This window comes from Baekduia alba (genome assembly GCF_028416635.1).
GTDB lineage: Bacteria > Actinomycetota > Thermoleophilia > Solirubrobacterales > Solirubrobacteraceae > Baekduia > Baekduia alba.
The window spans coordinates 1,517,903-1,543,862 of sequence record NZ_CP114013.1 but is presented as its reverse complement, the minus strand read 5'-3'; the positions used below and the strand labels follow the sequence as shown (position 1 = coordinate 1,543,862).

Annotated in this window: 27 protein-coding genes, 1 other RNA gene and 1 pseudogene; 13 read left to right on the top strand and 16 right to left on the bottom strand. The window is 73.5% G+C overall.

Annotated elements, in window-relative coordinates:
* Positions 1 to 334 precede the first annotated feature (334 nt).
* Positions 335 to 1,723, bottom strand: a complete 1,389-nt coding sequence (locus tag DSM104299_RS07595) for an NAD(P)/FAD-dependent oxidoreductase (protein ID WP_272476690.1) — start codon at positions 1,721 to 1,723, stop codon at positions 335 to 337.
* A 26-nt stretch (positions 1,724 to 1,749) separates the two neighbouring features.
* Here DSM104299_RS07595 and DSM104299_RS07590 point away from each other — a divergent pair, with 26 nt between their 5' ends.
* Positions 1,750 to 2,415 carry an HAD family hydrolase gene (locus tag DSM104299_RS07590; protein ID WP_272476689.1) on the top strand — a complete coding sequence of 222 codons (666 nt, stop codon included), beginning with the start codon at positions 1,750 to 1,752 and terminating at the stop codon, positions 2,413 to 2,415.
* A 44-nt stretch (positions 2,416 to 2,459) separates the two neighbouring features.
* On the opposite strand, the gene infA is transcribed toward DSM104299_RS07590, so the two are convergent.
* The 4 genes from infA to DSM104299_RS07570 form a co-directional block, all read right to left on the bottom strand.
* Positions 2,460 to 2,681 carry a translation initiation factor IF-1 gene (gene infA, locus DSM104299_RS07585; RefSeq protein ID WP_027006585.1) on the bottom strand — a complete coding sequence of 74 codons (222 nt, stop codon included), beginning with the start codon at positions 2,679 to 2,681 and terminating at the stop codon, positions 2,460 to 2,462.
* A gap of 181 nt (positions 2,682 to 2,862) precedes the next feature.
* Entirely contained in the window at positions 2,863 to 3,885 is a 1,023-nt protein-coding gene (locus DSM104299_RS07580; protein WP_272476688.1) for an acyl-CoA dehydrogenase family protein, read from the bottom strand.
* Positions 3,886 to 3,970: 85 nt separating this feature from the next.
* Entirely contained in the window at positions 3,971 to 5,125 is a 1,155-nt protein-coding gene (locus tag DSM104299_RS07575; protein ID WP_272476687.1) for an acyl-CoA dehydrogenase family protein, read from the bottom strand.
* A gap of 4 nt (positions 5,126 to 5,129) precedes the next feature.
* Positions 5,130 to 5,837 (bottom strand): TetR/AcrR family transcriptional regulator, encoded by a 708-nt coding sequence (locus DSM104299_RS07570; protein ID WP_272476686.1) that lies wholly within the window; start codon positions 5,835 to 5,837, stop codon positions 5,130 to 5,132.
* A 103-nt stretch (positions 5,838 to 5,940) separates the two neighbouring features.
* Between DSM104299_RS07570 and DSM104299_RS07565 the strand changes: the two genes are divergently transcribed.
* Positions 5,941 to 7,926, top strand: coding sequence for an MDR family MFS transporter (locus DSM104299_RS07565; RefSeq protein WP_272476685.1), 1,986 nt, complete (start codon positions 5,941 to 5,943; stop codon positions 7,924 to 7,926).
* Here the strand turns inward: DSM104299_RS07565 and DSM104299_RS07560 are convergent.
* The 3 genes from DSM104299_RS07560 to DSM104299_RS07550 are packed head-to-tail and all read right to left on the bottom strand — an operon-like array spanning position 7,907 to position 10,557.
* Entirely contained in the window at positions 7,907 to 8,335 is a 429-nt protein-coding gene (locus DSM104299_RS07560; protein WP_272476684.1) for a nuclear transport factor 2 family protein, read from the bottom strand. The genes DSM104299_RS07565 and DSM104299_RS07560 overlap by 20 nt on opposite strands.
* The gene (locus DSM104299_RS07555) at positions 8,335 to 9,336 is read right to left on the bottom strand and encodes an NADP-dependent oxidoreductase (protein WP_272476683.1); all 1,002 of its coding nucleotides are present in this window, start codon (positions 9,334 to 9,336) and stop codon (positions 8,335 to 8,337) included. Before DSM104299_RS07555 ends, DSM104299_RS07560 begins: the two co-directional genes overlap by 1 nt.
* A 9-nt stretch (positions 9,337 to 9,345) precedes the next feature.
* Positions 9,346 to 10,557, bottom strand: a complete 1,212-nt coding sequence (locus DSM104299_RS07550) for an ROK family transcriptional regulator (protein ID WP_272476682.1) — start codon at positions 10,555 to 10,557, stop codon at positions 9,346 to 9,348.
* A gap of 92 nt (positions 10,558 to 10,649) precedes the next feature.
* Between DSM104299_RS07550 and DSM104299_RS07545 the strand changes: the two genes are divergently transcribed.
* The 3 genes from DSM104299_RS07545 to DSM104299_RS07535 all read left to right on the top strand — a co-directional run bounded on the left by DSM104299_RS07545 (position 10,650) and on the right by DSM104299_RS07535 (position 13,770).
* Positions 10,650 to 11,642, top strand: a complete 993-nt coding sequence (locus tag DSM104299_RS07545; RefSeq protein WP_272476681.1) for an ROK family protein — start codon at positions 10,650 to 10,652, stop codon at positions 11,640 to 11,642.
* A complete protein-coding gene (locus DSM104299_RS07540) occupies positions 11,639 to 12,775 on the top strand; it encodes an ABC transporter substrate-binding protein (RefSeq protein WP_272476680.1) in 1,137 nt (378 codons plus the stop codon). The genes DSM104299_RS07545 and DSM104299_RS07540 overlap by 4 nt, the downstream gene beginning before the upstream one ends.
* A 128-nt stretch (positions 12,776 to 12,903) precedes the next feature.
* Positions 12,904 to 13,770 (top strand): HAD family acid phosphatase, encoded by an 867-nt coding sequence (locus DSM104299_RS07535; protein ID WP_272476679.1) that lies wholly within the window; start codon positions 12,904 to 12,906, stop codon positions 13,768 to 13,770.
* A gap of 70 nt (positions 13,771 to 13,840) precedes the next feature.
* Here DSM104299_RS07535 and DSM104299_RS07530 read toward each other — a convergent pair whose 3' ends face one another.
* Positions 13,841 to 14,938, bottom strand: coding sequence for an MFS transporter (locus DSM104299_RS07530; RefSeq protein WP_272476678.1), 1,098 nt, complete (start codon positions 14,936 to 14,938; stop codon positions 13,841 to 13,843).
* A 100-nt stretch (positions 14,939 to 15,038) separates the two neighbouring features.
* On the opposite strand from DSM104299_RS07530, the gene DSM104299_RS07525 reads away from it, so the two are divergent.
* From DSM104299_RS07525 to DSM104299_RS07515, 3 genes are read left to right on the top strand one after another with little or no spacing between them, the layout of a single operon-like run.
* On the top strand, positions 15,039 to 15,965 hold the full coding sequence (locus tag DSM104299_RS07525; RefSeq protein ID WP_272476677.1) for a VOC family protein: 927 nt from the start codon (positions 15,039 to 15,041) through the stop codon (positions 15,963 to 15,965).
* Complete coding sequence (locus DSM104299_RS07520; protein ID WP_272476676.1) at positions 15,962 to 16,618, top strand: alpha/beta hydrolase; 657 nt, start codon at positions 15,962 to 15,964, stop codon at positions 16,616 to 16,618. The genes DSM104299_RS07525 and DSM104299_RS07520 overlap by 4 nt, the downstream gene beginning before the upstream one ends.
* Positions 16,615 to 17,106 carry a MarR family winged helix-turn-helix transcriptional regulator gene (locus DSM104299_RS07515; RefSeq protein ID WP_272476675.1) on the top strand — a complete coding sequence of 164 codons (492 nt, stop codon included), beginning with the start codon at positions 16,615 to 16,617 and terminating at the stop codon, positions 17,104 to 17,106. The genes DSM104299_RS07520 and DSM104299_RS07515 overlap by 4 nt, the downstream gene beginning before the upstream one ends.
* Here DSM104299_RS07515 and DSM104299_RS07510 read toward each other — a convergent pair.
* Complete coding sequence (locus DSM104299_RS07510) at positions 17,103 to 17,588, bottom strand: hypothetical protein (RefSeq protein ID WP_272476674.1); 486 nt, start codon at positions 17,586 to 17,588, stop codon at positions 17,103 to 17,105. The two genes, DSM104299_RS07515 and DSM104299_RS07510, sit on opposite strands and share 4 nt — an antisense overlap.
* A gap of 35 nt (positions 17,589 to 17,623) precedes the next feature.
* Here DSM104299_RS07510 and DSM104299_RS07505 point away from each other — a divergent pair.
* A pseudogene (locus DSM104299_RS07505) lies at positions 17,624 to 19,201 on the top strand (phytoene desaturase family protein); the annotation flags it as partial.
* A gap of 9 nt (positions 19,202 to 19,210) precedes the next feature.
* On the opposite strand, the gene DSM104299_RS07500 reads toward DSM104299_RS07505, so the two are convergent.
* Positions 19,211 to 19,447, bottom strand: a complete 237-nt coding sequence (locus DSM104299_RS07500) for a hypothetical protein (protein WP_272476673.1) — start codon at positions 19,445 to 19,447, stop codon at positions 19,211 to 19,213.
* Between the two features lie 118 nt (positions 19,448 to 19,565).
* Here DSM104299_RS07500 and DSM104299_RS07495 point away from each other — a divergent pair, with 118 nt between their 5' ends.
* Positions 19,566 to 19,760, top strand: a complete 195-nt coding sequence (locus DSM104299_RS07495) for a hypothetical protein (RefSeq protein ID WP_272476672.1) — start codon at positions 19,566 to 19,568, stop codon at positions 19,758 to 19,760.
* 35 nt (positions 19,761 to 19,795) lie between these two features.
* Here DSM104299_RS07495 and DSM104299_RS07490 read toward each other — a convergent pair whose 3' ends face one another.
* Entirely contained in the window at positions 19,796 to 20,440 is a 645-nt protein-coding gene (locus DSM104299_RS07490; protein ID WP_272476671.1) for a TetR/AcrR family transcriptional regulator, read from the bottom strand.
* 50 nt (positions 20,441 to 20,490) lie between these two features.
* Between DSM104299_RS07490 and DSM104299_RS07485 the strand changes: the two genes are divergently transcribed.
* Both DSM104299_RS07485 and DSM104299_RS07480 read left to right on the top strand, forming a co-directional pair.
* Positions 20,491 to 21,342, top strand: coding sequence for an SDR family oxidoreductase (locus tag DSM104299_RS07485; protein WP_432419773.1), 852 nt, complete (start codon positions 20,491 to 20,493; stop codon positions 21,340 to 21,342).
* The gene (locus DSM104299_RS07480; RefSeq protein ID WP_272476669.1) at positions 21,339 to 21,938 is read left to right on the top strand and encodes a carboxymuconolactone decarboxylase family protein; all 600 of its coding nucleotides are present in this window, start codon (positions 21,339 to 21,341) and stop codon (positions 21,936 to 21,938) included. Before DSM104299_RS07485 ends, DSM104299_RS07480 begins: the two co-directional genes overlap by 4 nt.
* A 2-nt stretch (positions 21,939 to 21,940) precedes the next feature.
* On the opposite strand, the gene DSM104299_RS07475 is transcribed toward DSM104299_RS07480, so the two are convergent.
* From DSM104299_RS07475 to DSM104299_RS07460, 4 genes are all read right to left on the bottom strand, one after another.
* Positions 21,941 to 22,216: a hypothetical protein gene (locus DSM104299_RS07475; RefSeq protein ID WP_272476668.1), complete on the bottom strand. Its 276-nt coding sequence runs from the start codon at positions 22,214 to 22,216 to the stop codon at positions 21,941 to 21,943.
* A gap of 160 nt (positions 22,217 to 22,376) precedes the next feature.
* Positions 22,377 to 22,746: a transfer-messenger RNA gene (gene ssrA / locus DSM104299_RS07470) on the bottom strand.
* A 21-nt stretch (positions 22,747 to 22,767) separates the two neighbouring features.
* Positions 22,768 to 23,307: a GNAT family N-acetyltransferase gene (locus DSM104299_RS07465; RefSeq protein ID WP_272476667.1), complete on the bottom strand. Its 540-nt coding sequence runs from the start codon at positions 23,305 to 23,307 to the stop codon at positions 22,768 to 22,770.
* A 10-nt stretch (positions 23,308 to 23,317) separates the two neighbouring features.
* The gene (locus DSM104299_RS07460) at positions 23,318 to 23,665 is read right to left on the bottom strand and encodes a hypothetical protein (RefSeq protein WP_272476666.1); all 348 of its coding nucleotides are present in this window, start codon (positions 23,663 to 23,665) and stop codon (positions 23,318 to 23,320) included.
* A gap of 428 nt (positions 23,666 to 24,093) precedes the next feature.
* On the opposite strand from DSM104299_RS07460, the gene DSM104299_RS07455 reads away from it, so the two are divergent.
* Complete coding sequence (locus DSM104299_RS07455) at positions 24,094 to 25,902, top strand: M3 family oligoendopeptidase (RefSeq protein WP_272476665.1); 1,809 nt, start codon at positions 24,094 to 24,096, stop codon at positions 25,900 to 25,902.
* Positions 25,903 to 25,960 lie beyond the last annotated feature (58 nt).

Sequence of the window (25,960 nt, the reverse complement as noted above, 5' to 3'; positions counted from 1 at the left end):
GGGGCCGAAAGGGCAGCCCGCTGGCGGTCTGGGTCACTTCCAACGTCTCTATGACGTTCAAGCGACCCGGATCTCCGGAGGGCGGCGATTCGGCCCCGAACCGCGCTCGATCGCGTCAAGTCCGCGATACACGCGGACTTCACGCGATCGATGGCGCTTGACCCGGAGATTCGGCCCCGAACTCCGCCCCCGGCGCTGCCGCGAGGACGAGCCACACCAGCCAGGGTGGCGCCGCCACCACACTCGCACGCCCTTGATGAGGGACGAACCACGCGCCGCAGCACCCCAAGCGCGCCGCACTGAAGACCAACCAACGCCCGCACCGCAAACGTTCTCACCGCGGCAGATGCAGCCCCAACCTCCGCGGCAGCCCCGCCACGAACCCCGTCACCGGATCGACCCGCTCGCCCCGCCCCTCCGCATCGTCTCGCCGCACGAGCGCCGCCCGGATCAGCGACCCGCCCGCGAAGCGCGCCGGCTCCGGCGGGAAGCTCCGCGGCGGCAGCCCGCCGACGATCGGCAGCGCCGTCAGCTCCGAGGACGCGCCGCGCGCGAGGTCGGCCAGGATCCGCCCGCCCAGCTCCGTCGGGCCCACGCCGTTGCCGGTGAAGCCGAAGCCGTAGGACAAGGACTTGAGCGTCCCGAACCACGGCAGGTGCACCGGCGAGACGTCGATCGGCCCGCCCCACGCGTGCTCGATCCGGGCGCCGCGCAGCAGCGGGAGCATGTCGTACAGGTCGCGCGCGGTCGCGTCCTGGACGCCGGGGTCGACGTCCAGCGCGGCGCGGCGACGGGCGCCGAACCCCATCCGCCCGCCGCCCCAGCCGAACACGACGCGCCCGTCCCGGGTCGTGCGGAAGTAGTGCAACATGGTCCGGCAGTCGCCGATCCCCTCGCCGCCGGTCCAGCCCAGCGCCTCCAGCTGGTCGGGCACCGGCTCGGTCGCGACCACGTGCGACGACGCCACGCTCAGCGCGCCGCGCAGCGGCTTGACGCCGGCGCTCGCGTGGTTGATCGCCAGGACGCCGGCCCCGGCGCGCACCGCTCCCCCGCCGTCCACGCGGACGACCACGCCGTCGGCGCCGTCCTCGACGCCCACCACGCGCGAGTGCTCGTAGACCTCCACGCCCGCGGCGATCAGCGCGCCGCGCAGGCCCAGCGCCAGCCGCGCCGGGTGCACCGTCGCGGCGCCCTGCCACAGCACGCCGCCGCGGAACAGCGGCGAGTCGCACACGGCTCGCGCGCCCGCGGCGTCGACCTCCACCAGCTCGTCGCCGCGACCCATCGCGCGCGCCGCCGCGACCGCGTCGCCCCAGACGCCGTCCTGGCCCGGCGCGGCCGACACCTCCAACATCGGCGCGCGCACGAGGTGCGCGTCGACGCCCTGCGCCGCGCACCACGCGTCGATGAGGTCGATGGACTCCGCCGCCGCGCGCGCGACCGCCAGCGCGGCCTCGCGCCCGAACAGCTCCTCCAGCTCCCCGACGCGCTCCCACATCCCGTTCAGGAACCCGCCGTTGCGCCCGCTCGGCCCGTGGCCGCACTCGTCGGCCTCCAGCAGCGCGACCGTCGCGCCCGCCGCCCGCAGGTGCCACGCCGTCCACATCCCGAGGTAGCCACCTCCGATCACGACGACGTCGGCGCTCACGCGCTCAGCCAGCACCGGCCGGGCGACGACCGGGCCTGCATCGGCGAGCCAGTACCCCTGGGCAGATCGCTGCATCGCCCGCCAAGGTACCGTCGGACGCCATGACCATTTCGGCCATAGTGCTGGACCTCGACGGCGTCATCGTGGACACCGAGGGCGTCTGGGACCGTGAGCGGCGCGCCTACGTGAGCGCGCACGGCGGCACCTGGAACGACGCCGCGACCGGTGCGATGCAGGGCATGTCGTCGGCCGAGTGGTCGCACTACCTCCACGACGAGCTCGGCGCTCAGGGCGATCCGTCGCACATCTCGTCCTCCGTCGCCGCCGGCGTCGTGGTCGAGATCGACCACGAGCTGCCGCTGCTGCCCGGTGCGGTCCGCGCCGTCAACGCGCTGGCGCACTCCTACCTGCTCGCGCTCGCGTCGTCGGCGAACCGCGAGGTGATCGACGCGGTCCTGGACGCCGCGGGCCTGTCGGAGCGCTTCGGCGCGACGGTGTCCTCCGAGGAGGTCGAGCGCGGCAAGCCGCAGCCCGACGTCTACCGGGAGGCGGCGCGCCGGATCGGGGTCGACCCGAGCGCCTGCGCGGCGGTCGAGGACTCCTCGAACGGGCTGCGCGCGGCGCACGCGGCGGGCATGGTCGTGATCGCGACGCCCAACCACGCGTTCCCGCCGGCCCCCGACGCGCTGGCCTTGGCCGCGGTCGTGGTCGACGGGATCAGGGAGGTGACGCCGGAGCTGGTGGCGTCACTCGGCGGCGCGCGATAGAGCGCGCCGCGCACCGAAACCGCCCTCTGGGCGGTTCTCGGCGGCTACTTCATGCGGTACACGATGCGCCCGCGGGTGAGGTCGTACGGGGAGACCTCGACGCGCACGCGATCGCCCGGCAGGACGCGGATGCGGTTGCGGCGCATCTTGCCGGCGAGGTGCGCGAGGACCTCGTGGTCATCCATGTCGAGCTGGATGCGGAACAGCAGGTTGGGCAGTGACTCCACGACTTCGCCCTCGAGAGCGACCTTGTCCTCTACGGCCATGCGGCCTCCTTCATGCGTTCGGGTTCGGGGTGCGCGAAAGAGCGTCGAAGCGTGCGGCGCACGCAACCGGACCATCGCGCGAAGAGGGGTGGGACCCACGCGACCGCACGGGCGCCCAAGGACATTGTACCCGCCCGGACGCGGGATCCCACCATCTCCTGGCCAGTCGGACCAGCGTCCGTTAGGCGACCGCCGGGGCCAGCCGCGCGCTCACCAGCGCCGCGAGCCGCTTGCGATGCACGCCGGAGGTGCCCAGCAGCGCCGCGTCGACCTGCGCGCGCTTGTACAGCCAGTGCACGTCGGCCTCCCACGTGAAGCCGATGCCGCCGTGCGCCTGGATGGCGTTGGCGGCCGTGTCGCGCGCGCCGTCCGACGCCGCGGCCTTGGCCAGCGACGCCGGCTCGGGCAGGCCCGGCCCGTCGGCGCCGGCATCGGCCGCCCACGCCCCGTAGTACGTCGCCGAGCGCGCGCCCTCGGTGTCCTTGAGCATCTGCGCGCACTTGTGCGAGACGGCCTGGTAGGCGCCGACCGGCGTGTCGAACTGCTTGCGGTCCTTGACGTAGGCGAGCGTCATCTCCAGCGCGCGCTGCGAGACGCCGACCAGCTCGGCGGCCACCGCGATCGTCGCGCGGTCGATGCCGGCCTGCGGGTCGTCGCCGCCCAGCGCCTCGCCGTGGGTGGGTGGGGCGTATACCCGCGCCGCGCGGCGCGTCGGGTCGATCGCGTCGACCTCGGTCACGTCGGCGTCCGCCCGCGCGACCACGCGCGCCACCCCGTCGTCGCCGATCAGGACGATGACCGCGGCCTCGGCCGCGTCGCCGACCAGGCCGCCGACCGCGCCCAGCGCGCCGGTGATCTCGCCGGACGCCAGGCCCGGGAGCCACTGCCGCTGCTGCTCCACGGACCCTCCCGCGCCGATCGCCTCGGCGGCGAGCACCGTGCTCAGGAACGGCGAGGCCGCCAGGGCGTAGCCCAGCTCCTCGCACAGGATCGCGAGCTCGACGGCGCCCAGGCCCTGGCCGCCGTGCTCCTCGGCGATCGCGATGCCCGGCCAGCCCAGCTCGACCAGCTCGCTCCACAGCGCCGGGTCGTAGGTGTGGGACTCGGCCGCCTCGCGCACCTTGGCGAAGGACGACCGCGACGCCAGCAGGTCGCGCGCGGTGCGCTTGATCTCGTGCTGGTCCTCGGAGAAGTCGAAGTTCATGCCGACACCTCGCCCAGAGGCTCGGCGTCGGTCCCGCGAACTCGCCTGGCGGCTCGTTCGCAACGCGTCTTGTCTCCGCTGTCGATCATGCCGCTCCCTTCAGCCGCGGCAGCCCGAGCACGCGCTCCGCGACGATGTTCTTGAGGATCTCGGTCGTGCCGCCCTCGATCGTGTTGCCGCGCGAGCGCAGCAGCTCGTAGGCCCAGCGGTTGCCGTTGGTCAGCGCGTCCGGGCCGATCAGGTCGGCCGCGAACTGCGCGAGCTCCTGGTTGGTCTCCGACCACATCCACTTGGTCAGCGATCCCTCGGGGCCCGGCGTCCCGTACTTCTCGATCGTCGTCAGCCCGCGGTAGGCGGTCAGGCGCAGGATCTCGGCCTTCATGTGCAGGTACCCGAGCTTGTCGGCGACGACCGGATCGTCGAGCAGGCCGCGCTCGGCGGCCTCCTCGATCAGCTCGTCGAGCAGCTGGCGCAGCCGCACCTGCAGGAAGAACGCCAGGCCGGAGCGCTCGTTCATGAGCGTGGTCAGCGCGACCTTCCAGCCGTTGCCGACGCCGCCGAGCACGTTCTCGTCCGGGATCCGCGCGCCCTCGATGAAGAGCTCGTTGAACTCGGGCTCGCCCGTGATCTGGACCAGCGGGCGCACCTGGACGCCGGGCTGCTCCATGTCCATCAGGAAGTAGGTCAACCCCTTGTGCTTCGGCGCGTCGAAGTCCGTGCGCGCGACCAACATGCACCACTTGGAGTGCTGCGCGCCGGAGGTCCAGACCTTCTGGCCGGTGACGACCCACTCGTCGGGGTGGGCGGGATCGCGTACCGCGCGCGTCTTGAGCGCCGCGAGGTCGGAGCCTGCGTCGGGCTCGGAGAAGCCCTGACACCAGATCTCCTCGGCGGTGAGGATCGGCGCGAGGTAGCGGTCCTTCTGCTCGTCGGTGCCGAAGGTCATGATCGTCGGGCCGGCGAGCAGGATGCCGAGGACGTTGGCCGGCAGCGGGCGCCGGGCACGGCCCAGCTCCTCGAAGAAGATCGCCGACTGCGTGATCGTCGCGCCGCGCCCGCCGTACTGCTCGGGCCAGTGCACGGCGGCGTAGCGGTCGTCGGCGAGGCGGCGCTGCCAGTCGCGGCGCCATGCGTAGCTGGCGTCCTCGCCCTCGGGCATCGGGCCCGGGTCGTTGTTCTCGAACCAGGCGCGCAGCTCGTCGCGGAACTGCGCCTCGGCGTCGGAGAAGGTCAGGTCCATGGGGTCAGGAGCCTCCTTCGGGGGTCGTGGGGTCGATGGCCGCGGCTAACCCCCGCGAAGCGGGAAACGGCACTTGTGCCGCGCCTTCCAGGAACGCGACGGCGGTGAGCGTGAGCTCGTCGGTGAGGTCGGGCAGCGCGGCCAGCTCGCCGGCGCGCACGCGCGCGCAGATGAGCTGGTCGACGCCGGCCGAGAGGATGAAGAGCGCGTCGTCGGTCGGCATGCGCAGCTCCGGGCGCTCGCGCAGGGCGGCGCGGAACGAGCTGCGGTAGCGGTCCGCGAAGGCGCGCAGCGCGGCGTCGCGCGCGGCGCCCGCACGCGGGCCGGCCATGTGGACCTCGAACAGGTGGGTGCGGGCGAAGCGCGGCTCGCCGGCCAGCGTCTCCAGGTAGGCGCGGATGCCGGTGCGCAGGCGCGCGACCCAGTCGTCGGTCGCGGCGGCGCGGATCGCGGTCCGAATGCGCTCGACCATGACGTCGATGCCGTACTTGTATGCCTCGAGGAAGCACTCCTCCTTTGAGGCGAACTGCGCGTAGAACGTGCCGCGCGACACCCGCGCGGCCCGGACCGCGTCGGCGACCGTGGCCGCCGCGTAGCCCTTCTCGGCCACTGCTTGGATCATCCCCTCCACGAGGCGCGCGCGCTGCGATCCGCGCGCGTCGAGCTGGTGCCCGACCTCGGGATGGGATGCGACGAGGGACAGGTCCGCCACAGCTCCGTACCTTAGAGGTACGCGACGATACCCGCAAGGTACGCGGACGGGTTCACCCTCGGGGGCGATTGCCCTGCGGCGCGGGCGCGGGTACAAGCGGTCCATGCCCGCCACGGCCGAGCAGCGCCCACGCATCGCCGTCGTGATGGGCGGGCTGATGCTCGTGATGCTGCTGGCGTCGCTGGACCAGACGATCGTGTCCACCGCGCTGCCGACGATCGTCGGCGACCTCGGCGGGCTGGAGCACCTCTCCTGGGTCGTGACCGCGTACCTGCTCGCGGTCACCGTCGTGACCCCGCTCTACGGCAAGTTGGGGGACTTGTACGGCCGCAAGGTCGTGCTCCAGGCCGCGCTCGTGGTGTTCCTGATCGGCTCGGCGCTGTGCGGGCTGGCGCAGGGGATGACCGAGCTGATCGCCTTCCGCGCGATCCAGGGCCTCGGCGGCGGCGGGCTCATGGTCAGCGCGCAGGCGGCGATCGGCGACGTCGTCGCGCCGGCGCAGCGCGGCAAGTACTCCGGGCTGTTCGGCGCGGTCTTCGGCGTGTCGTCGGTCGCGGGCCCGCTGATCGGCGGCTTCCTGACCACGAGCATCTCGTGGCGGTCGATCTTCTACGTGAACCTGCCGATCGGCATCGCGGCGTTCTTCGTGCTCGCGCGGACGCTGCCGAGCGTCACGGAGCGGCGCAAGCACCAGATCGACTACGCCGGGACGGTGCTGCTCGCGATCGGGCTGAGCGCGATCATCCTCGCGACGACGCTCGGCGGCAACACCTACGGGTGGGGCTCGCCGCAGATCGTCGGGATGGGGATCGTCGGGCTGCTGGCGCTCGTCGCGCTCGGCAAGGTCGAGCAGCGCGCGACAGAGCCGATCCTGCCGCCGGCGCTGTTCCGCAACCGCGTGTTCGTGGTGTGCAGCGCGGTCGGGCTCGTCGTCGGCTTCGCGCTGTTCGGCGCGCTGACCTACCTGCCGCTGTTCCAGCAGGTGGTGCGCGGCCTGTCGCCCACCGCCTCCGGCCTCCAGCTGATCCCGGTCATGGGCGGGTTGTTGGTGTCCTCGATCGTCTCGGGCCAGATCATCACGCGCACCGGCCGCTACAAGCTCTTCCCGATCGCCGGGACCGCGGTCGCCGCGCTGGGGCTGTGGATGTTGTCGTCCTTGGACGAGAGCACCGCCAGCGGCGTCGCCGCGCTGCACATGCTGGTCCTCGGGCTCGGCCTCGGCATGGTCATGCAGGTGCTCGTGCTGGCGACCCAGAACGCCGTGTCCTACGACCAGCTCGGCGTCGCGACGTCCGGCGCGACGCTGTTCCGCTCGATCGGTGGCTCGCTGGGCACCGCGGTGCTCGGCGCGATCTTCTCCGGCCGGCTGACGTCGGAGTTGCGCGACAAGATCCCGACCGGCGCTTCGAAGGGCACCGAGGGCGGCGTGAACCCGGCGCAGATCGAGCGGCTGCCCGCGCGGCTGCACGACGCCTACATCGCGTCGTTCACCGACGCCCTGCACTCGGTCTTCGTGGTCGCGACGTGCGTGATGGTCGTCGCGTTCCTGCTCGCCTGGTTCATCCAGGAGAAGCCGCTGCGCCAGACCGTCGAGTCCTCGGCGGGCATCGGCGAGGCGTTCGGCGCGCCCGTCGACACCGACTCGCTGCGCGAGATCACGCGCGGGCTGACCCGCCTGGTCGGCCGCGAGCGCACGCTCGCCTTCATCGAGACGGCGACGGCGCGCGCCGGCGTCGACCTGACGCCGAGCGCCGCGTGGCTGCTGCTGCGCGGCGGCGCCGCCGACGCCCCGGCCGACATCACCCGCCTGCGCACGCTGCCGATGGTCAACCCGGAGCGCTTCGACGAGGCCCACGCCGAGCTGCTGGCGCTCGGCCACGCGGCCGAGCACGGCGGGTTGACGGCGACCGGCGTCGCGACGCGCGACCAGCTCGTGGCCGCGCGCACCGACTGCCTGCGCAGCCTGATCGACGACTGGGAGCCCGACGAGAACCCGGAGCTGGACCCGCTCGTCCGGCGGCTCGCCGAGGAGCTCGCGCAGCCGCCGCACGGCGACGCGCCGGCGGCGCCTACCCCTGCCCAGGCGTGACGCGCAGCTCGGACGCGTCGATCGGCGCATCGTTGATCGACGCGAAGCGGCGCGCCATCAGGCCGTCGGGCGCGAACTCCCACATCTCGTTGCCGTAGGAGCGCCACCACTGCCCGTCGGCGTCGCGGCTCTCGTACTCGAAGCGCACGGCGATGCGGTCGTCGGTGAACGCCCACAGCGTCTTGCGCAGCCGGTAGTCGCGCTCGCGCTCCCACTTGGCCTTCAGGAACGCCCGGATCGCGGCGCGGCCCTGGAGGAAGGTGTCGCGGTTGCGCCACTCCGAGTCCTCGGTGTAGGCCAGCGCGACGCGGTCGGGGTCGCGCGTGTTCCACGCGTTCTCGGCGGCCTGGACCTTGGCCGCCGCGGTCTGGGCGGTGAACGGCGGGCGGATGTCGATGGGGCCGGGCATCAGAGCTTGACCACCATCTTGCCGACGTTGGCGCCGCGCAACAGGTCGACGAACGCCTGCGGCGCGTTGGGCAGGCCGTCGGCGACCGTCTCGCGGAACGCGATCTGGCCTGCGCGGACCGCGGGCCCGATCTCGGCGTGCAGGTCGGCGAGGCGGCCGAAATGGTCGGTGACGATGAAACCCCGCAGGGTCAGGCGCTTGCCCACGATCTGCATCATGTTGCGCGGACCCGGCGCCGGCGCGGTGTGGTTGTAGCCGCTGATCGCGCCGCAGAGGGCGAAGCGCCCGTTGCGGTTGGCGACGCCGATCGCGGCCTCGAGGTGGTCGCCGCCGACGTTGTCGAAGTACACGTCGATGCCCTTGGGCGCCGCCGCGGCGAGCTGGCGCCCGACCGGTCCGGCCTTGTAGTTGAAGGCCTCGTCGAAGCCGAGGTCGTCGACCAGGTGCCGGACCTTCTCGTCGCTGCCCGCGCTGCCGATGACCGTGTTCCCGCGCAGCTTGGCGATCTGCCCGGCCAGCGAGCCGACCGCGCCGGCGGCGCCGGAGACGAAGACGATGTCGCCGTCCTGCATGCCGGCCACGTCGAGCAGGCCCGCGTACGCCGTCAGCCCGGGCATGCCGAGCACGCCGAGGAACGCGGACTCGGGCAGGTCGCCGGCCACGACCTTGCGGACGTGCGCGGCCGGCTGCACCGCGTGCTCGCGCCAGCCGAGCTGATGCAGGACGACGTCGCCGACTGCGAACCCTTCGGCGTTGGAGAGCACGACCTCCCCGACCGCGCCACCGTCCATCACCTCGTCGAGCTTGAACGGGGGCGTGTAGGACTTCACGTCGTTCATGCGCCCCCGCATGTACGGATCGACCGACATGTACGTGTTGCGGACGAGCAGCTCGCCGTCGCCGGGATCCGGGAGCTCGACGGCGACCAGCCGGAAGTCGCTGGGCTTGGGCTCACCATGCGGCCGCGCGGCGAGCTGGATCTCTCGCGAGGAGGTGGACATCCCTCCAGCCTACGGCGCGACCATCCGCCCGTCGCCCGCGCGCTCGGTGAAGACGAGGTCGCGGGCGGCGTCGAGCGCGGTCGCGATGGCGCCGAGCACGATCGCGTCGGCGCCGAGCGTCGAGAGGACGACCGGCGGGCGCAGCGGCGTCAGCTCCGCGACGGCGTGCTCCAGGCGCGGGAGCAGCAGGTCGGCGTTGGCGCCGATGCCGCCGCCGAGGATGACGACCTCGGGGTCGACGATCGCCGCGACCGCGGCCACCACGACGGCGAGCCGCTCGGCCTCGCGCTCGACGGTCGCCACCGCGGTCGCGTCGCCGGCCTGCGCCGCGTTGAAGATCCGCTCGGCGGTCACCGCCCCGGTCATGCCCATCTCACGCCCGGTCCGGATCAGGCCGCCCGCCGCCGCGGCCTCCTCCAGCGCGCCGCGCGAGCCGCCGGGCGCGCCGGCGCCCAGGCCGCCGCCCGCCAGCGGCAGGAAGCCGACCTCGCCGGCCGCGCCGCGCGCGCCGCGGTGCAGCTCGCCGCCGACCACGATGCCCATGCCGACGCCGGTCCCGATCGACAGGTACACGAAGTCGGCCACCTCGCGGCCGCGGCCGTAGGCGCGCTCGCCCAGCGCGGCCAGGTTGGTGTCGTTGTCGATCGCCAGCGACGGCGTGAGCGCGTCGCGCAGCTCGTCGACCAGCCCGGCGCGGCCCCAGCCGGGCAGGTTGGGCGCATAGCGCAGCCGGCCGGTCTCGGGATCGAGCACGCCCGGCGAGCCGACGACCGTGTGGACCACGGCGTCCCAGGCGACGCCGGCCTCGGCGACGACCTCGTGGGCCAGCCCGCGCACGCGCTCGACCAGCGCGCCGGCGGACCGCGCGCGGTTGCGCTCGTCGCGCCGGCCGACGACCTCGCCGCCCAGGTCGGCGACCGCGACGCGGATCCACGACCGGCCGACGTCCACGCCGGCGACGTACGCCGCGGTCGGATCCAACTCATACAACAACGCGCTGCGGCCGCGCTCGCCGACGCGCTGCCCGGCCGGCCGGACCAGCCCGGCGCGCTCGAGGTTGCCGAGCGCCTGGCCGACGGTCGGCTTGGAGACGCCGGTCGCCGCGGCGAGCTCGGAGCGCGACGCGGGGCCGGCGGCCCGCAGCCGCTCCAGGACCGCACGCTCGTTGATCGCCCGCAGCAGCCGCGGACGTCCCGGACGCAAGTGCTCGTCGGCCGCCATCGGGCGCAAAGCGTACACGGCGTTCGACAACGTTCTTCCCGAAAGGCCTTGACGCGGTCGCAATTCGGAAAGTAGGTTTCTTTTCTTAGCTCATGAAGGTTCCTTCCGCCTCTCCGGACTTCGTCCTCGCCATCGACTTCGGCGGCACCAAGCTCGACGTCGCGACCGCCACGCTCGGCGGCGACGCCCTGCGCTCCCAGCGCCTCGACACCGACGCGGCCGGCGGCGCTGAGCAGGCCGTCGAGCGCGCGCTGGCCGCGGCCCGCGCGCTGCGCGACGCCACCGCGTCGGACACGGGCGGGCGCCTGGTCGCCGCCGGCGCCGCCTCCCCCGGCATCGTCCTCGACGACCGCATCCTGCTGGCGCCCAACGTCCCCGGCTGGCAGGACCTCCCGCTCGCAACCCGGATCCAGGACGGCCTCGACCTCGACCCGCGGCAGGTCGTCACCGAGACCGACGTCAAGGCCGCGACGCTCGCCGAGGCGCGCTGGGGCGCGCTGCGCGACGCCGATCCCGGCGTGTTCCTCAACGTGGGCACCGGGCTCGGCGCCGGCATCGTCGTCGGCGGCCGCGTGCTGGCCGGCGCCAACGGCGCGGCCGGCGAGATCGGCTACGCGCTGCGCGGCGTCGGCGACGAGCACGGCGCCTCCGACGGGCACGCGCCGCTGGAGGAGCACGCGGGCGGGCGCGCGCTGGGCGAGCGCGGCAGCGCGCTGCTGGGCGCCGGCGCCCTCACCGCCGCCGACGTCCTGGAGCGCGCACGCGGCGGCGGCGATCCCGACGCCGCCGCGCTGGTCGCCGACACGCTCGACGAGCTCGCCGTGCACGTCGCGAACCTCGCCGTGCTGCTCGACCCGGCTCGCATCGCGGTCGGCGGCGGCATGATGAACAGCGCTGCGCTCGTCCTGGGCGCGCTGCGCCGCCGCGTCGCCCAGGCCGCGCCCTTCCCGCCCGAGGTCGTCGCCGCGCGCTTCGTCAACGACGCCGCGCTGCGCGGAGCGATCGCGCGCGCCATCGACGCCCACACCACCGTCCCGACCACCACCGCCCCCACCCTGATCCATCGAGGAGGAGCAGCACGATGATCCCGACCCCGAGGCGCGCGCTCGCCGCGCTCTTCTGCGTGGCCGCCACGGCGGGCCTGGCCGCCTGCGGCAGCGACGACGACAACAACTCCAGCGGCACCACCACCGCCGCCGCGTCGACCGCCGCCGCCAGCGGCGGCAAGGGCGGCTCGATCGCCCTCCTGCTGCCCGAGACCAAGACCACGCGCTACGAGCTGCACGACCGCCCGAGCTTCGTCGCCAAGGTCCAGGCCCTGTGCCCGGACTGCAAGATCGACTACGCCAACGCCAACCAGGATCCGGTCCGCCAGCAGCAGCAGGCCGAGGCGGCGATCACCAAGGGCGCCAAGGTCCTCGTGCTCGACGCGGTCGACGCCAAGGCCGCGGTCGCGACCGTCAACCGCGCCAAGGCGGCCGGCATCCCGGTCATCGCCTACGACCGCCTGATCACCGGCGCGCCGATCAGCTACTACGTGTCCTTCGACAACGTGAAGGTCGGCAAGCTCCAGGCCCAGACGCTGGTCGACAAGATCGGCGCGAAGGGCAAGGGCAAGTCGGTGGTCATGATCAACGGCTCGCCGACCGACCCGAGCGCCGGGGACTACAAGAAGGGCGCGCACTCCGTCCTCGACACCGCGCAGGTCAAGATCGGCAAGGAGTACGACACGCCGGACTGGTCGCCCGACAAGGCGCAGCGGGAGATGGAGCAGGCGATCACCGCGCTGGGCAAGGGCAACGTCGTCGGCGTCTACAGCGCCAACGACGGCATGGCCTCCGGCGCGATCGCCGCGATGAAGGGCAACGGCATCGACCCCAAGTCCCTGCCGACGACCGGCCAGGACTCCGAGGTCGCCGCCATCCAGCGCATCCTCGTCGGCGAGCAGTACATGACGATCTACCTCGCGATCAAGAAGCAGGCCGAGACGTCGGCGCAGATCGCCGTGGCGCTCGCGCAGGGCAAGCCGGTGCCGTCCGGGCTCGTCAACGCCAAGACCGACAACGACGCCGGCCAGATCCCGTCCGTCCTGCTCGCGCCCACGGCCGTGACCAAGGACAACATCAAGGACACGATCATCGCCGACGACTTCCTGAAGGCGTCGGAGATCTGCACCAGCAAGTACGCCGCGGCCTGCAAGGCCGCGGGCGTCGAGTAGGCCGCGCCGGCGACGAGCGGTCAGGCGCGGCGGGAACGCTGCCGCGCCAGCCGCTCGTTGCCGGCGAGGGGGACGACGTGGCGGTGGCGGGGTTGAGCTTCTGTCGTCATGGGGACATGAGAGCCATCATGAAACGCCTTCTTGCTCTCATCCTCGCGCTGGCCGGCCTCGCGGTCGCCGGCGCGCCGCTCGCGTCGGCCCAGGACGACGCGACCAAGATCCCGGCGCCCACGCCGGTCCTGACGAAGATCGGCGCCACGCCGATGATCGAGCTGAACGACGGCGGCGGCGGCCTGCCCTACCTCGGCTCGCCGACGTCCTACAACGCGGGCGACCTCAAGGCCGCGCTGACCAACTTCCACGACTCGGGCGTCTACGACACCGAGCTCGGGCAGGTCGACGCGCTCGCCGTCAAGTACATCACCAACGACTGGCACCAGTGGAAGGCCGCCACGGCCAAGCACGCCTCCAAGGCCCGCAGCGTCGCACGAGCGTCGCACAACGGCGGCGGTGGCCAGGGCGGCGACCACGGCGGCAAGTGGTGGAACAAGAAGCTCGCGATCGTCTTCGACGTCGACGAGACCGCCTTGTCCAACTACTCGGCCATCGTCGCCGACGGGTTCGTCTACGGCCCGAAGTCCCAGGCCGAGGCGACCGACGAGATCGGCGTCGCGATCAAGCCGTCGCTCGACCTCTACAACCTGGCCAAGTCCAAGGGCATCACGCCGTTCTTCATCACCGGCCGTCCCGAGGCCCAGCGCGCGCCGACCGAGGACAACCTCAAGCGCGAGGGCTTCGCCGACTGGGGCCAGGCGTTCCTCAAGCCGGCCGGCTTCACCGGCACGACCGTCCAGTACAAGACGGGCGCCCGCACGCAGATCGAGCAGCAGGGCTACCACATCGTCGCCTCGGTGGGCGACCAGTACAGCGACCTCGCCGGCGGCCACGCCGACGTCGCGTTCAAGCTGCCCAACCCGTTCTACTTCCTGCCCTAGAGCAAGATGTAGGACCTGCGGCGACGGGGCGGGGTCAGCGCGTGACGCTGACTCCGCCCGCCGCGTCGGCCTAGCGTTCCGGGGACGCGCGCGCAAGCGCGCCGGCGCCGAGCCCGAAGAGCGCGGTCAGCACGGCGACGACCACGAACGCGGAGGGCAGCGAGGACAGTTGCGCGATCGCGCCGATGCTGCCCGGCGCCGCGAGGCCGGCGCCGTAGGCGATGGTCGCGACCGCCGCGATGCCCTGCCCCGCGTGCGGGACTGCGCGGCCGCCGGCGGCGAACGCGAGCGGGACGACGATCGCGATCCCGAGGCCGATCAGCGCGAAGCCCGGGATGCCGAGCAGCGGTGTCCGCGCGATCACCACCAACAACGCCCCGACGGTGGCGGCGACGCTCCCGGCGCGCACGCTCGTCACCGCGCCCAGGCGCGCGACCACGCGGTCGCCGACCAGCCGACCCGCCGCCATCGCGAACGCGAACCCGGTGTAGGCCGCGGCGGCGGTCGCCGGGCTGGTGCCCATGACGTCGCGCAGGTAGACCGCGCACCAGTCGGCGCTCGCGCCCTCGGCGAAGACCGCGCAGAAGCCGACCAGGCCGATGAGCAGCACCGGGCGCGACGGCCAGGCCAGGCGCGGCGGGTCGGGCGCGCGCTCGTCGCGCGGCAGCCCGCGGCCGGCGATCTGCGACACCACCAGCAGGACCAGCGCCATCCCGCCGAGGTGCACGCGCGCGTCGGCGTCGGCGTGGGCGGCGAGGACGCCGATCGCCGAGCCCGCCATCCCGCCCAGGCTCCAGACGCCGTGCAGCCCGGACATCACCGGGCGCCCCGCGCGCTCCTCGACGAGGACGCCCTGCGTGTTCATCGCGATGTCGGCCATCCCGGCCACGGCGCCGAAGACGAGCATCGCCAGCAGCAGCCAGCCGAAGGTCGGCGCGAGCGCCGGCAGCGCGAGCGCGAGGGTGAAGCCCCCGATGAGGACGCGCGTGACCGTCCGGCCGTCGAAGCGGTGGACCAGCGTGCCCGTGATCGGCATCGCGAGCAGCGCGCCGAGCGCCGGCATCAGCAGCGCCAGCCCGAGCGCGCCCGCGCTCAGCCCGAGGCGCTCGCGGATCCACGGGATGCGCGTCGCGAAGCTGCCGTTGACCGCGCCGTGGACGGCGAACATGACCGCGACCGCCGCGTGCTCGCGGCGTTTGTTGCGGGCGCAATCATCTGCTATAGTTGCGGGAGCAATCACTTCCTTCCAACTCCTAAGGTGTGCACCGATGCGACTCGAAGGGCTCCACCACATCACCATGATCACCGGCGACGCGCAGTCCAACGTCGCGTTCTACGCCGATGTCCTCGGGCTGCGCCTCGTCAAGAAGACCGTCAACTTCGACGATCCGAGCGCCTACCACCTCTACTTCGGCGACGAGAGCGGCGCGCCCGGCTCGATCCTCACCTGGTTCGAGTTCGCCGGCGCCGCCCCTGGCCGCGCGGGGATCGGCATGATCCACACGCTGCAGCTCGGCGTCCCGTCGGCGGCCTCGATCGACTTCTGGGAGCAGCGGCTCAAGGCCAAGGGCGCCAACCCGACGCGTGTCTCCGAGCGGACGTTGCGCGTCGCCGACCCGGACGGGCTCGGCCTCGAGCTGGTCGTCGCCGACGACGGCAACCCGCCGCTGCCGGCCGCCCACCTCGAGGTCCCGGCTGAGCACGCGATCACCGGCCTGGAGGGCGCGCGCGCCTACTCGATGTTCCACGGCGTCGAGGAGAAGGTCCTCACCGACGTCCTCGGCTTCGCCTACGAGGGTGACGGCGAGTACCGCGTCCAGGGCGAGCAGCGCCACTTCCACTGGGCCTACGACGAGGCGCCGGCGTCGTCGCCGCGCCCGGGTGCCGGCACGGTCCACCACATCGCCTGGGCGTCGCAGGACGACGACCACGTCAAGTGGCAGGAGCGGGTCCGCGCCGCCGACGGCTACGCGACCGAGGTCATCGACCGCGACTACTTCAACGCCATCTACTTCCGCGAGCCGCGCGGAGTGCTGTTCGAGATCGCCACCATGTCCCCCGGCTTCGCGACCGACGAGGACACCGAGCACCTCGGCGAGGAGCTCCGCCTCCCCCAGCAGCACGAGCACCTGCGCGCGCAGCTCGAGCGCTCGCTGCAGCCGGTCGTCAACCCCCGCACGAAGGTCGTCGCATGACCACCAAGTCCTCGTTGACCTACCAGGAGCGTCCGGCCGCCGCGGAGGCGGCCGGGCTGCTCGTCCTCCATCACGGCCGCGGCGCCGACGAGCACGACCTGCTCGGGCTCGCCGACGTGCTGGACCCCGAGCGCCGGCTGCACGTCGTGACGCCGGGCGCGCCGCTGACGCTCGGCGGGTCGCCGGGCAGGCACTGGTACGTGGTCCCGCGCGTCGGCTTCCCGGACCCGGACACGTTCTTCGCCAGCCAGCGCATGCTCGGCGAGCTCCACGACCTGTTGTGGGACCGGACGGGCCTGACGCCGGAGCAGACGGTGCTCGGCGGCTTCTCGCAGGGCTCGGTCATGTCCTACGCCTTGGGCCTGGACGGGTCGCGCCCGGCGCCCGCCGGGATCCTCGCCTTCGCCGGGTTCGTCCCGACGGTCGAAGGCTGGACGCCCGACGTCGCGGGCCGCGCCGCGGCCGGGACGCGCGCGTTCGTCGCCCACGGGCGCCGCGATCCGGTCATGGACGTGCACTTCGCGCAGGACGCGCGGGCGCTGCTCGAGGCCGGCGGCATCGACGTCGAGTACCACGAGTCCGACGCGGCACACCACATCGACCCCCACCACGTGCCGGCGGCGGTGAGCTGGCTGGCGCGGACGCTCGCATGAGCGGCTGGACCCCACACGAGGCCGACGCCTGGATCGGGCTGCTCGAGACCCACAAGCAGCTGACCCGCGCGCTCGACGCCGAGCTCGACGCCGCGCACGGGCTCGGTCTGTCCACGCTCGAGATCCTGGGGCGCCTGTCCGCGGCCGGCGGGACCTGGCCGCGGCTGTCGGTGCTCGCGCGCGAGACCGGGTTGAGCCTGTCGCGCGTGTCGCGCCACATGGACGCGCTGGAGCGGCGCGGGCTGGTCCAGCGCCGGCGGTGCGAGACGGACTCGCGCGCGGTCGAGGCGGCGCTGACCGACGCCGGCCGGGCGGTCGTCGCGGCAGCGGAGGCGGCGCACGCCGAGGCGGTGCGCGAGCGCTTCCTGTCGCACCTCAGCGAGGACGAGGCGGCCGTGCTGGCGCGCGTCTTCGCCCGCTTCGCGCCGCGCGCCGCCGAGGCGTGCGCGGCGGTCCCGGCCACGGCGCGGGACGCCCATCGGCCTTAGTCGACGTCGAGCTCGACGTCCGCGGGGAACTGCGCCAGCGCCCAGGCCGGCGTCAGCTCCTCGCGCGTGTACGGGCGGCCGGCGATCAGCACGTACTCGCCCGTGCGCGGGTCCATCGGCAGCTGGCGCTCGACCGGGTACCACTCGTTGTGGTCCTGGACGAGGTCGTTGACGTCGGCGAACGACCGGCGGTCGACGAGCGCGTGCCACTCGCGCGCGAAGCGCTCGCGATCGGCGCCGCACTGCTCGCGCAGGTAGGCGTAGTCGGCGGCCAGCGCGGAGCGGTGGCGGCGCGTGCCGGTCTCGATGTCGCGCAGCCGCTCCATCCAGCGCGGCATGACCGCGCCGCGCAGGTAGTTCTCGACGGTGCGCTCGCGGTGCAGCTCCTCGGTCGGGATCGCGCGGCCGCGACGATCCTCGCCGTCCAGGCTCCGCGCGACGCGCCGCTCGACGGGTGAGGGCTCGGGACGCTCGCTGCTCACCACCTCCAAGTTAGCGCCCGCGAGAGCGCGTCTTTGCGAGACTCCGCGCCATCGCTTCCTATGACGCCGTCATCGTCGGCGGCGGCCACAACGGGCTCGTCGCCGCCGCCTATCTCGCGCGTGCCGGCCGGCGCGTCCTGCTCCTCGAGCGCCGCGCCGAGCTCGGCGGCGCCGCCGTCTCGGAGGTCGCCTTCCCGGGCGTCGACGCGCGCCTGTCGCGCTACTCGTACCTCGTCAGCCTGCTGCCGCGGACGATCGCCGACGAGCTCGGGCTGGACCTGACGCTCGTGCGCCGGCGGGTGTCGTCCTACACGCCGGACCCGCGCGACGGCGGCCGGCGCGGGCTGCTCGTCGATCGGCTGGATCCGGAGGCGACGCGCGCGTCGTTCGCACGGGTCAGCGGCGGCGAGCGCGACCTCGCCGCCTGGGATCGGCTGTACGCCCAGACCGCGCGCGTCGCGCAGCGCGTGTTCCCGACGCTGCTCGAGCCGCTGCGGTCGCGCGCCGGGCTGCGGACGCTGGTGGCCGACGACGACGCGTGGCGGCTGTGCTTCGAGACGCCGTTGGGCGAGACGCTGGCGCGTTCGGGGTTCGACGACCTCGTCGCCGGCGTCGTGCTGACCGACGGGCTGATCGGGACGTTCGCGGCCGCCGACGACCCCGACCTGCGCCAGAACCGGTGCTTCCTGTACCACGTCATCGGCGGCGGAACGGGCGACTGGGACGTGCCCGTCGGCGGCATGGGCGCCGTCTCGGGCGCGCTGGCCGGCGCCGCGCGAGCGGCGGGCGCGGAGCTGCGCACCGGCGCGGAAGTTGTAGGCGTCGACGAGTCGGGCCCCTCGGTGACCTGGCGCGACGGCGACGGCGCCGAGCACGTGGTCGACGCCGCGCACGTCCTGGTCAACGCGGCGCCGGCCGAGCTGGACCGGCTGCTGGGCCGGGCGCCGAGCGGGCCGCCGGTCGAGGGCGCGCAGCTCAAGGTCAACGTGCTGCTGTCGCGGCTGCCCCGGCTGCGCGACGCGGCGGTCGGCGGCGAGCGGGCCTTCGCGGGGACGTTCCACGTCAACGAGACGGCGTCGCAGCTGCAGCGCGCCTACGACGAGGCGGCCGCCGGGCGGATCCCGACGCTGCCGCCGTGCGAGACCTACTGCCACTCGCTGACCGACCCCACCATCTTGGGTCCGGACCTGCGCGCGGCGGGCGTCCAGACGCTCACGCTCTTCGGCCTGCACATGCCGGCGCGGCTGTTCGCCGGCTCCGACGCCGACCATGACGCCGCGCGCGCCGCGGCGCTGGCCGCGACGCTGCGGTCGGTCGACGGCGTGCTGGCCGAGCCGCTCGACGACGTCGTCCTGCGCGACCCCGACGGCCGGCCGTGCATCGAGGTCCGCACGCCGCGCGACCTCGACGACGAGCTGCGGATGCCCGGCGGCAACATCTTCCACCGCGACCTCGCGTGGCCGTTCGCCGAGCGCGACGACGACGTCGGTCGCTGGGGCGTCGAGACCGACGTGCCGGGCATCCTGCTGTGCGGCGCGGGCGCGCGCCGCGGCGGCGGCGTGTCCGGGGTCCCGGGCCGCAACGCGGCGATGGCCGTCCTCGACCGCCGCTGAGGCGGCCGCTCAGCCGAGCAGCTGCGCCGCGAGCGCGGGGTGCGAGTCGAGCAGCCGCGCGAGCGTCCGCGCGTGCTCGGCGTCGATGAAGACGCCGACGCGGTCGGCCTCCCGCTGCGGCGCGTCCCAGGTCTCCAGCAGCTCGCGGACGTCCTGCTCGGCGCGGGTCGCCTCGGGTGCGATGACCTGCTCGCGCAGCGCCTCCCACGCGCCTTCCGAGATCCACAACGGCTCCAGCAGTGCCATGACGGGAGCCTACGCCGGAGGGCGGTCGCGCGCACCTCCTCCCTCGACCAAGGTCGTTGCACGTGCAATCGTTGGTGCTACACTATTCGACGTCGATCGAATCAAGGAGGCCCTCCGCATGACCGCTCCCTCCCGACTCCCCGCCCACCCCTCCACCGCGAAGCCGATGGCTCGCCCCCGCCGCGTCAAGCGCGGCATCGTCGCGGGCTACATCCACGACATCTCGCCGCGCCACCGCGCGACCGAGGTCGTCGCGCCGGTGACCAAGCCCTCGACGCCCGTCGCGGCGGCCGTCGAGCCGCACCAGGCCTGACTTCGCGGTGAGGTCGTCGACCGGCCGGCCGTGGTTCAGGCCGGCCGGGCGATGACCGCGGCCACGAACTCGACCAGCTCGCCGGCCTGCGCCGGGAGCGCGGCCGACCGGCCTTCGAGGATCGCGGTCGTCGCGACGCGGCTGATGCCGCCGGTGACGGCGGCGATCTGGACGGCGGACAGCGGCGCGAGGCGCGCCCGGCCGTCCTGCTCGGCGATCGCGCGCTCGTGCAGCGCCGCCACGAGCTGCTCGAACCGCGCGATCACCGTGCGATGGCGGCGCAGCGCGTCCGGGCCGGCGACCCAGATCTCCACCAGGAACGCGCGCGCGAAGCCGGGCTCGGCGGTCAGCAGCTCGAGGTAGGTCGTGACCGCGGCCTCCGTCGCCTCGCGCCAGCCGCGCGCCGGGGCCACCGCCGCCGCGATCGCCTCCTGCATCGCGCCCGCGCCGTGGTCGTAGGCGGCGAGGAAGCACGCCTGCTTGTCGGCGAAGTGCTCGTAGAACGTCCGTCGCGAGAGGCCGGAGGCCTTCAGGACGTCGGCGACCGTCGCGGCGGCGTAGCCCTTGTCGGCGACGACGTCGCAGAGGCCGACGAGCAGCCGCCCGCGCTTGGTCGCCGCGACCTCGTCGCGCAGCGAGGCGTGGCCGGAGCGAGGGAGGACGGACGCGGTGCTGCGCATGGGCGAACATGACTGTATACGCTTGAGACATGCGTGTCTCGGTCCGTCGGATGGCTCCGCCCGTGCCCTCGCTCGACGGGCGCCTGTGCGTCGTCACGGGCGCCGCGAGCGGGATCGGGCGCGCGACCGCCCAGGCGATCGCGGCCGCCGGCGGCCGGCTCGTCCTCACCGACCTGCGCGCCGACGCCCTGGCCGCGGCCGCCGCCGGCCTGGGCGACGCCGTCGTCCTGCAGCGCGCGCTGGACATCGCCGACGTCGACGCGGTCGGCGCGCTGGCCGAGACGACGCACGCGGCGCACGGCAGCGTCGACGTGGTAGCCAACGTCGCGGGCATCGCGACGTGGGGCGCGGTCGACCGGCTGTCGCACGCGCAGTGGCGCCGGACCGTCGACGTCGACCTGATGGGCCCGATCCACGTGATCGAGGCGTTCGTGCCGGCGATGATGCGCGCGGGGCGCGGCGGCCAGCTCGTCAACGTCTCGTCGGCCGCCGGGCTCGTCGCGCTGCCGTGGCACGCGCCGTACAGCGCCGCGAAGTTCGGCCTGCGCGGCGTCTCGGAGGTGCTGCGCTTCGACCTGCGCCGCCACCGGATCGGCGTCACGCTGGTCTGCCCGGGCGGGGTCGACACGGGCCTGGTCGACACGGTGGACATCGCCGGCATCGACATGGAGGCCTTGCGCGCGGGCGGCTTCGCCGAGCGGTTCCGGCGCCACGCGAAGTCGTCCGAGCACGTCGCGGCGCGGATCGTCGACGGCATCGTCCGCAACCGGAAGCTGGTGCACACGTCGGCCGACATCCGGTTGTTGTACGGGTTGGAGCGGTTCGCGCCGCCGGTGTACGAGGTGGCCATGCGGGTCGTCAACGCGCGCGTCGTCGCCGAGCTCGAGCGGGCGGAGCGATGAGCGCGCCGCGCCCGCCGCGCATCGCCCCCGGCACGCGCGAGCAGACCGGCTGGGTCAACGCCCTGATCGCACGCGCGATCGGCCTTGGCGGCGGGACCGTCGGGCCGCCGGCGTTGTTCACCACCTTGGGCCGCCATCGCCGGCTGTTCCGGCCGTGGCTGCGCTTCGCCGGCCGGCTGATGCCCGGCGGGGCCCTGCCGCGCGCGGACGCCGAGCTCGTGATCCTCCGCGTCGCGACGCTGTGCGACTGCGCCTACGAGTGGTCGCACCACGAGCGGATCGGCCGGCGTGCCGGGCTTGGCGCCGACGACATCGCGCGTGTCCGCGCGGGCGCCGCCGCCTCCGGCTGGACCCCGCGCCAGGCCGCGATCCTCCACGCCGTCGACGAGCTCCACACGACCCGCTCGCTCACCGACGACGCCTGGTCCTCCCTGCGCACGGCCGGCATGAGCGAGACCGAGCTGATCGAGCTGCCGATGCTCACCGGCCACTACGAGATGCTCGCGATGACGCTCAACACGCTCGGCGTGCAGCCGGACCGGTTCCGGCCGGCACGCCGCCGCCGCGGGCGCCGCCAGTCGCCGGGTCGAGCGTGACGTCAGGCGGGCCGCCGGACGCCCGCCCGCATCGCCGTGCGCGCCGCGGGCGTGGTGCTGCGCCATCCGAGTGTGGAGAACAGGAGGCCGCCGAGCAGGAAGTACAGCGTGATCACGATGCCGGTCGCGCCGTCCCCGTCCAGGCTCCACATCGCCAGCCACCGGGCTGTGCCCAAGGTCACGGCGGGGTCGCCGTTCATCCCCGTCGCACCGCCCGCCGCCCAGTAGGCGTGGACGACGGCGAACAGCACGCCCCACGCGGTGGTGACCTGCCCCACGCGGGTGAGCTGACTGATCTCAAGAGTCTCATGCGGCAGCACCGTAGGGTCGGAGCTCGAGCGTTCCGGAGACGCACGGGCGAGTCGGATCTCGGCGGCCGCCGCGGGTGCCCCAGCAACACTCGGGCCGCCCCGAAGGGCGGCCCGGTGATGCTGGCGGAGGTGGAGACGGTGGGAATTGAACCCACGTCCGCAATCGCGTATGGATGGCTTCTACGAGCGTAGTCGGCGCTCTGATCTCGTCCTCCGGTCGCCTCGCCGACGGGGTTCCGGTGGACCAGCTCCCTGAAGATGTCCCCGGTTCGGCGGAAGCGGACCTCCCCGGGTGAGCCGGCATGTCTGATTCCGAAGCCCCGGCGGCCGGCAGGCCGGGGGCGGAACCTCACTCGCTTAGTTGTTTAAAGACTAAGCAGCGAGGGCGTACTCGTGAGAGTCCGCACATATGGTTTTCCCGGTGTTTTACGAGGCCTCCGGGACCTCGGCTCGCGACCACCCAGACGAGGTCGACCACGTCGAAGCCTGTCGTCCCCCTGGGTGAATCAGGTCCCATTCTAGCGGTCTGCGAGCACGCCGAACACGCGGACGCGCCGGCGGGCGCCCGCGTGGTACCGATCGGGCCGCGGCGTCATCCCGAGCTTGTCGATCACGCGCAGCGACCGCGCGTTCTCGGGTGCGACCACCGCGACGACCTCACGCAGCGCGCGCTCCCGCGAGAACCCGAAGGCCAGCGCGGCGCGCGCCGCCTCCGTCGCGACCCCGCGCCCCCAGACGTCGCGCGCCAGCCGCCAGCCCACCTCGGCCGCCGGCAGGACCGCGGGCAGGAACGACGGCATCGTCAACCCGCAGAACCCCAACGCCTCCGACGCCGGGTCGTCCTTCCACGCCACCGCCCAGAGCCCGAAGCCGCGCTCGTCCCACTCGGCCTCGAAGCGCGCGATCAGGTCGTCGCTGAGCCCGCGGCCGAGCACGTGCCCGGAGCCGATCCAGCGCATGACCTCGGGGTCGGCGTTGATCGCCGCGAGCGTCGCGCGGTCCTCGACCCTCCAGCGCCGCAGCAGCAGCCGCTCCGTCTCGACGTCGTCGTCCCCCACGCGCCAAGCCTCACACGTCGGTCGTGTTCCCGCCTCCGGCGAGCGACTCCAGCGAGATCGCGCCCTTCGGCGCCGCCTGGATCTCGCGCACCGGCAGCGTCGGTCCGTCGGCGGCGATCAGGAGCTGGCCCGGCGCGGTCCCGGGCTTGTCGCCGGCGTCCTCCAGGACGACCACCTGCTGACCGCCGACCGTCTTGATCCCCTTGTTGGTCAACGTCCCGAGCTGGCTGTCCAGGCACGTCGCGATGTGCTTGGGCGCCATGCTCAGGGTGGCCGGGCCGGCAGCGGTGAGGTCGCCGCTGAGCTTGGTCACCACGCCGCCCTTCTCGGTCTCGGTCCCCGCGATGTGGACGCTCATGACCTTCGCCATCTGCGCCGTGGCGGCGGCCAGGACCTGCTCCGCGGCGTCTGGGCACCGAGGTCGCCGCCGGTGTCGTCGGCGCTCGCGACCACCGCGCCGGCGCCGCCGAGCGCGACGATCGACATGGTCAGGGCGGCAGAGTGGAGGCGGCGCATGCCCGCCGCGGTGCCCGCCCGCGCGCGATCGCATGCGGCGAACCGTTAAATAGAGACGCGGGTCCGGTTCCGTGCGTGAGGACCTGCTCGCTCTCGCGCCCGTGAGGGCGGCGGTGAACGGCTGGTGGCGTGGCCTTGCGCCTCGGCGGCCTCGCTCTTGTCAGCGGATCCGGTCCCGCGTCTTGAGAACGACAGTACGCCTGCCCGGTCCTGAAAGTCAATGGCCGAACCGGCAAGGCTTCGCAGCTTCCGCGCAATATCGTGCACGGCATGAGCACGACCGCACTTGAGAGCGTCGCCTGGGACCTCGAGCCGCTCGTCGACGGTGAAGGCACCGCCGGCGCCGACCGCCTCCTCGACGAGGCCGACCGCCGCGCCACCGCCTTCGCCGACCAGCACGCCGGGAAGGTGGCCGACCTCGACGGGCCGGGATTGGTCGCCGCGGTCGGGGAGCTGGCCGACCTCGGCGAGCTCGTCGGCCGGGCCGGCAACTACGCGATGCTGCGCTTCGCCGTCGACACGGCCGACCCCGCCAACGGCGCGCTGCTGCAGCGCGTCCAGGAGCGCGGCACCGCGATCGAGACCAAGTTGTTGTTCTTCGATCTCGAATGGGCCGCGCTGGACGACGACCGCGCCGAGGCGCTGCTCGGCGCCGACGGCCTGGACAAGGCCCGCCACCACCTGCGCAACGCGCGCCGCTACCGCCCCCACCTCCTCACCGAGTCCGAGGAGAAGGTGATGTCCGAGAAGTCGGTCACCGGCCGGGACGCATGGTCGCGCCTGTTCAGCGAGGTCACGAGCGCGATCAAGGTCGACCTCGACGGCGCCGACGAGCCCGTGCCGCTCGACGTCGCGCTGTCGAACCTGATGTCGCCCGACCGCGAGCTGCGCGCGCACGTCGCCGAGCGCGTGTCCGTCGCGCTGGAGCCGACGCTGCGCATCCGCGGCTACATCTTCAACACGCTCATGGCCGACAAGGCCACCGACGACCGGCTGCGCGACTTCCCGTCCTGGATCTCGTCGCGCAACCTCTCCAACGAGGCGTCGGACGAGTCGGTCCAGGCGCTGGTCGAGGCCGTCCGCGAGGCCTACGAGATCCCGCGCCGCTGGTACCGGCTGAAGGCCAAGCTGCTCGGGATCGATCGCCTCGCCGACTACGACCGCATGGCCTCGGTCGGCGGCGCGGAGGAGAAGACGTATGACTGGGACGAGGCCAAGGACATCGTGTTGTCGTCCTTCGGCGACTTCTCCGACGTCCTCGCCGACGGCGCGCGCCGCTTCTTCGACGAGGAGTGGATCGACGCGCCGGTCCGCCCGGCCAAGCGCGGCGGCGCGTTCTGCGCCTACACCGTGCCGTCGGCACACCCGTACGTGATGTTGAACTACACGTCCAAGCGCCGGGACGTGTTGACGCTCGCCCACGAGCTCGGCCACGGCCTGCACGCCTACCTGGCGCGCGACCGCGGCGTCTTCGAGCAGCACACGCCGCTCACGCTCGCCGAGACCGCGTCGGTGTTCGGGGAGACGCTGGTGTTCGCCCGGCTGCTGGACGCGGCCGAGACGCCGGAGTCCCGGCTGGCGCTGCTGGCCGAGAACATCGAGGGCTCGATCGCGACGGTCTTCCGCCAGGTCGCGATGAACCGCTTCGAGGACCTCGCGCACACCGCGCGGCGCACCGAGGGCGAGCTGAGCATCGACCGCATCGGCGAGCTGTGGGCGCAGTCGCAGGAGGAGCTGCTGGGCGACGCGGTCGACGTCACCGACGGCTACAAGACGTGGTGGTCCTACGTCCCCCACTTCATCGGGACGCCCGGCTACGTGTACGCCTACGCCTACGGCCAGCTGCTGGCGCTGTCGGTCTACGGCAAGTACCTCGCCGAGGGCCCGGAGTTCGTGGACAAGTACATCGAGCTGCTCAGCGCGGGCGGGTCGAAGTCGCCGGAGGAGCTGGCGGCGATCGCCGGCCTGGACCTCACCGACCCGGGCTTCTGGCGCGCCGGGCTGGACCTGGTGCGCGCCCAGCTCGAGCGGGCCGAGGCGCTGGCCGAGGAAGTGCTCGCCGCGCGCGGCGAGGGCTGACGACGCGGTCGGGCGGCGCGCCGTGCATGTGGCGTGCGCGCCGCGCCGCCCGACCTAC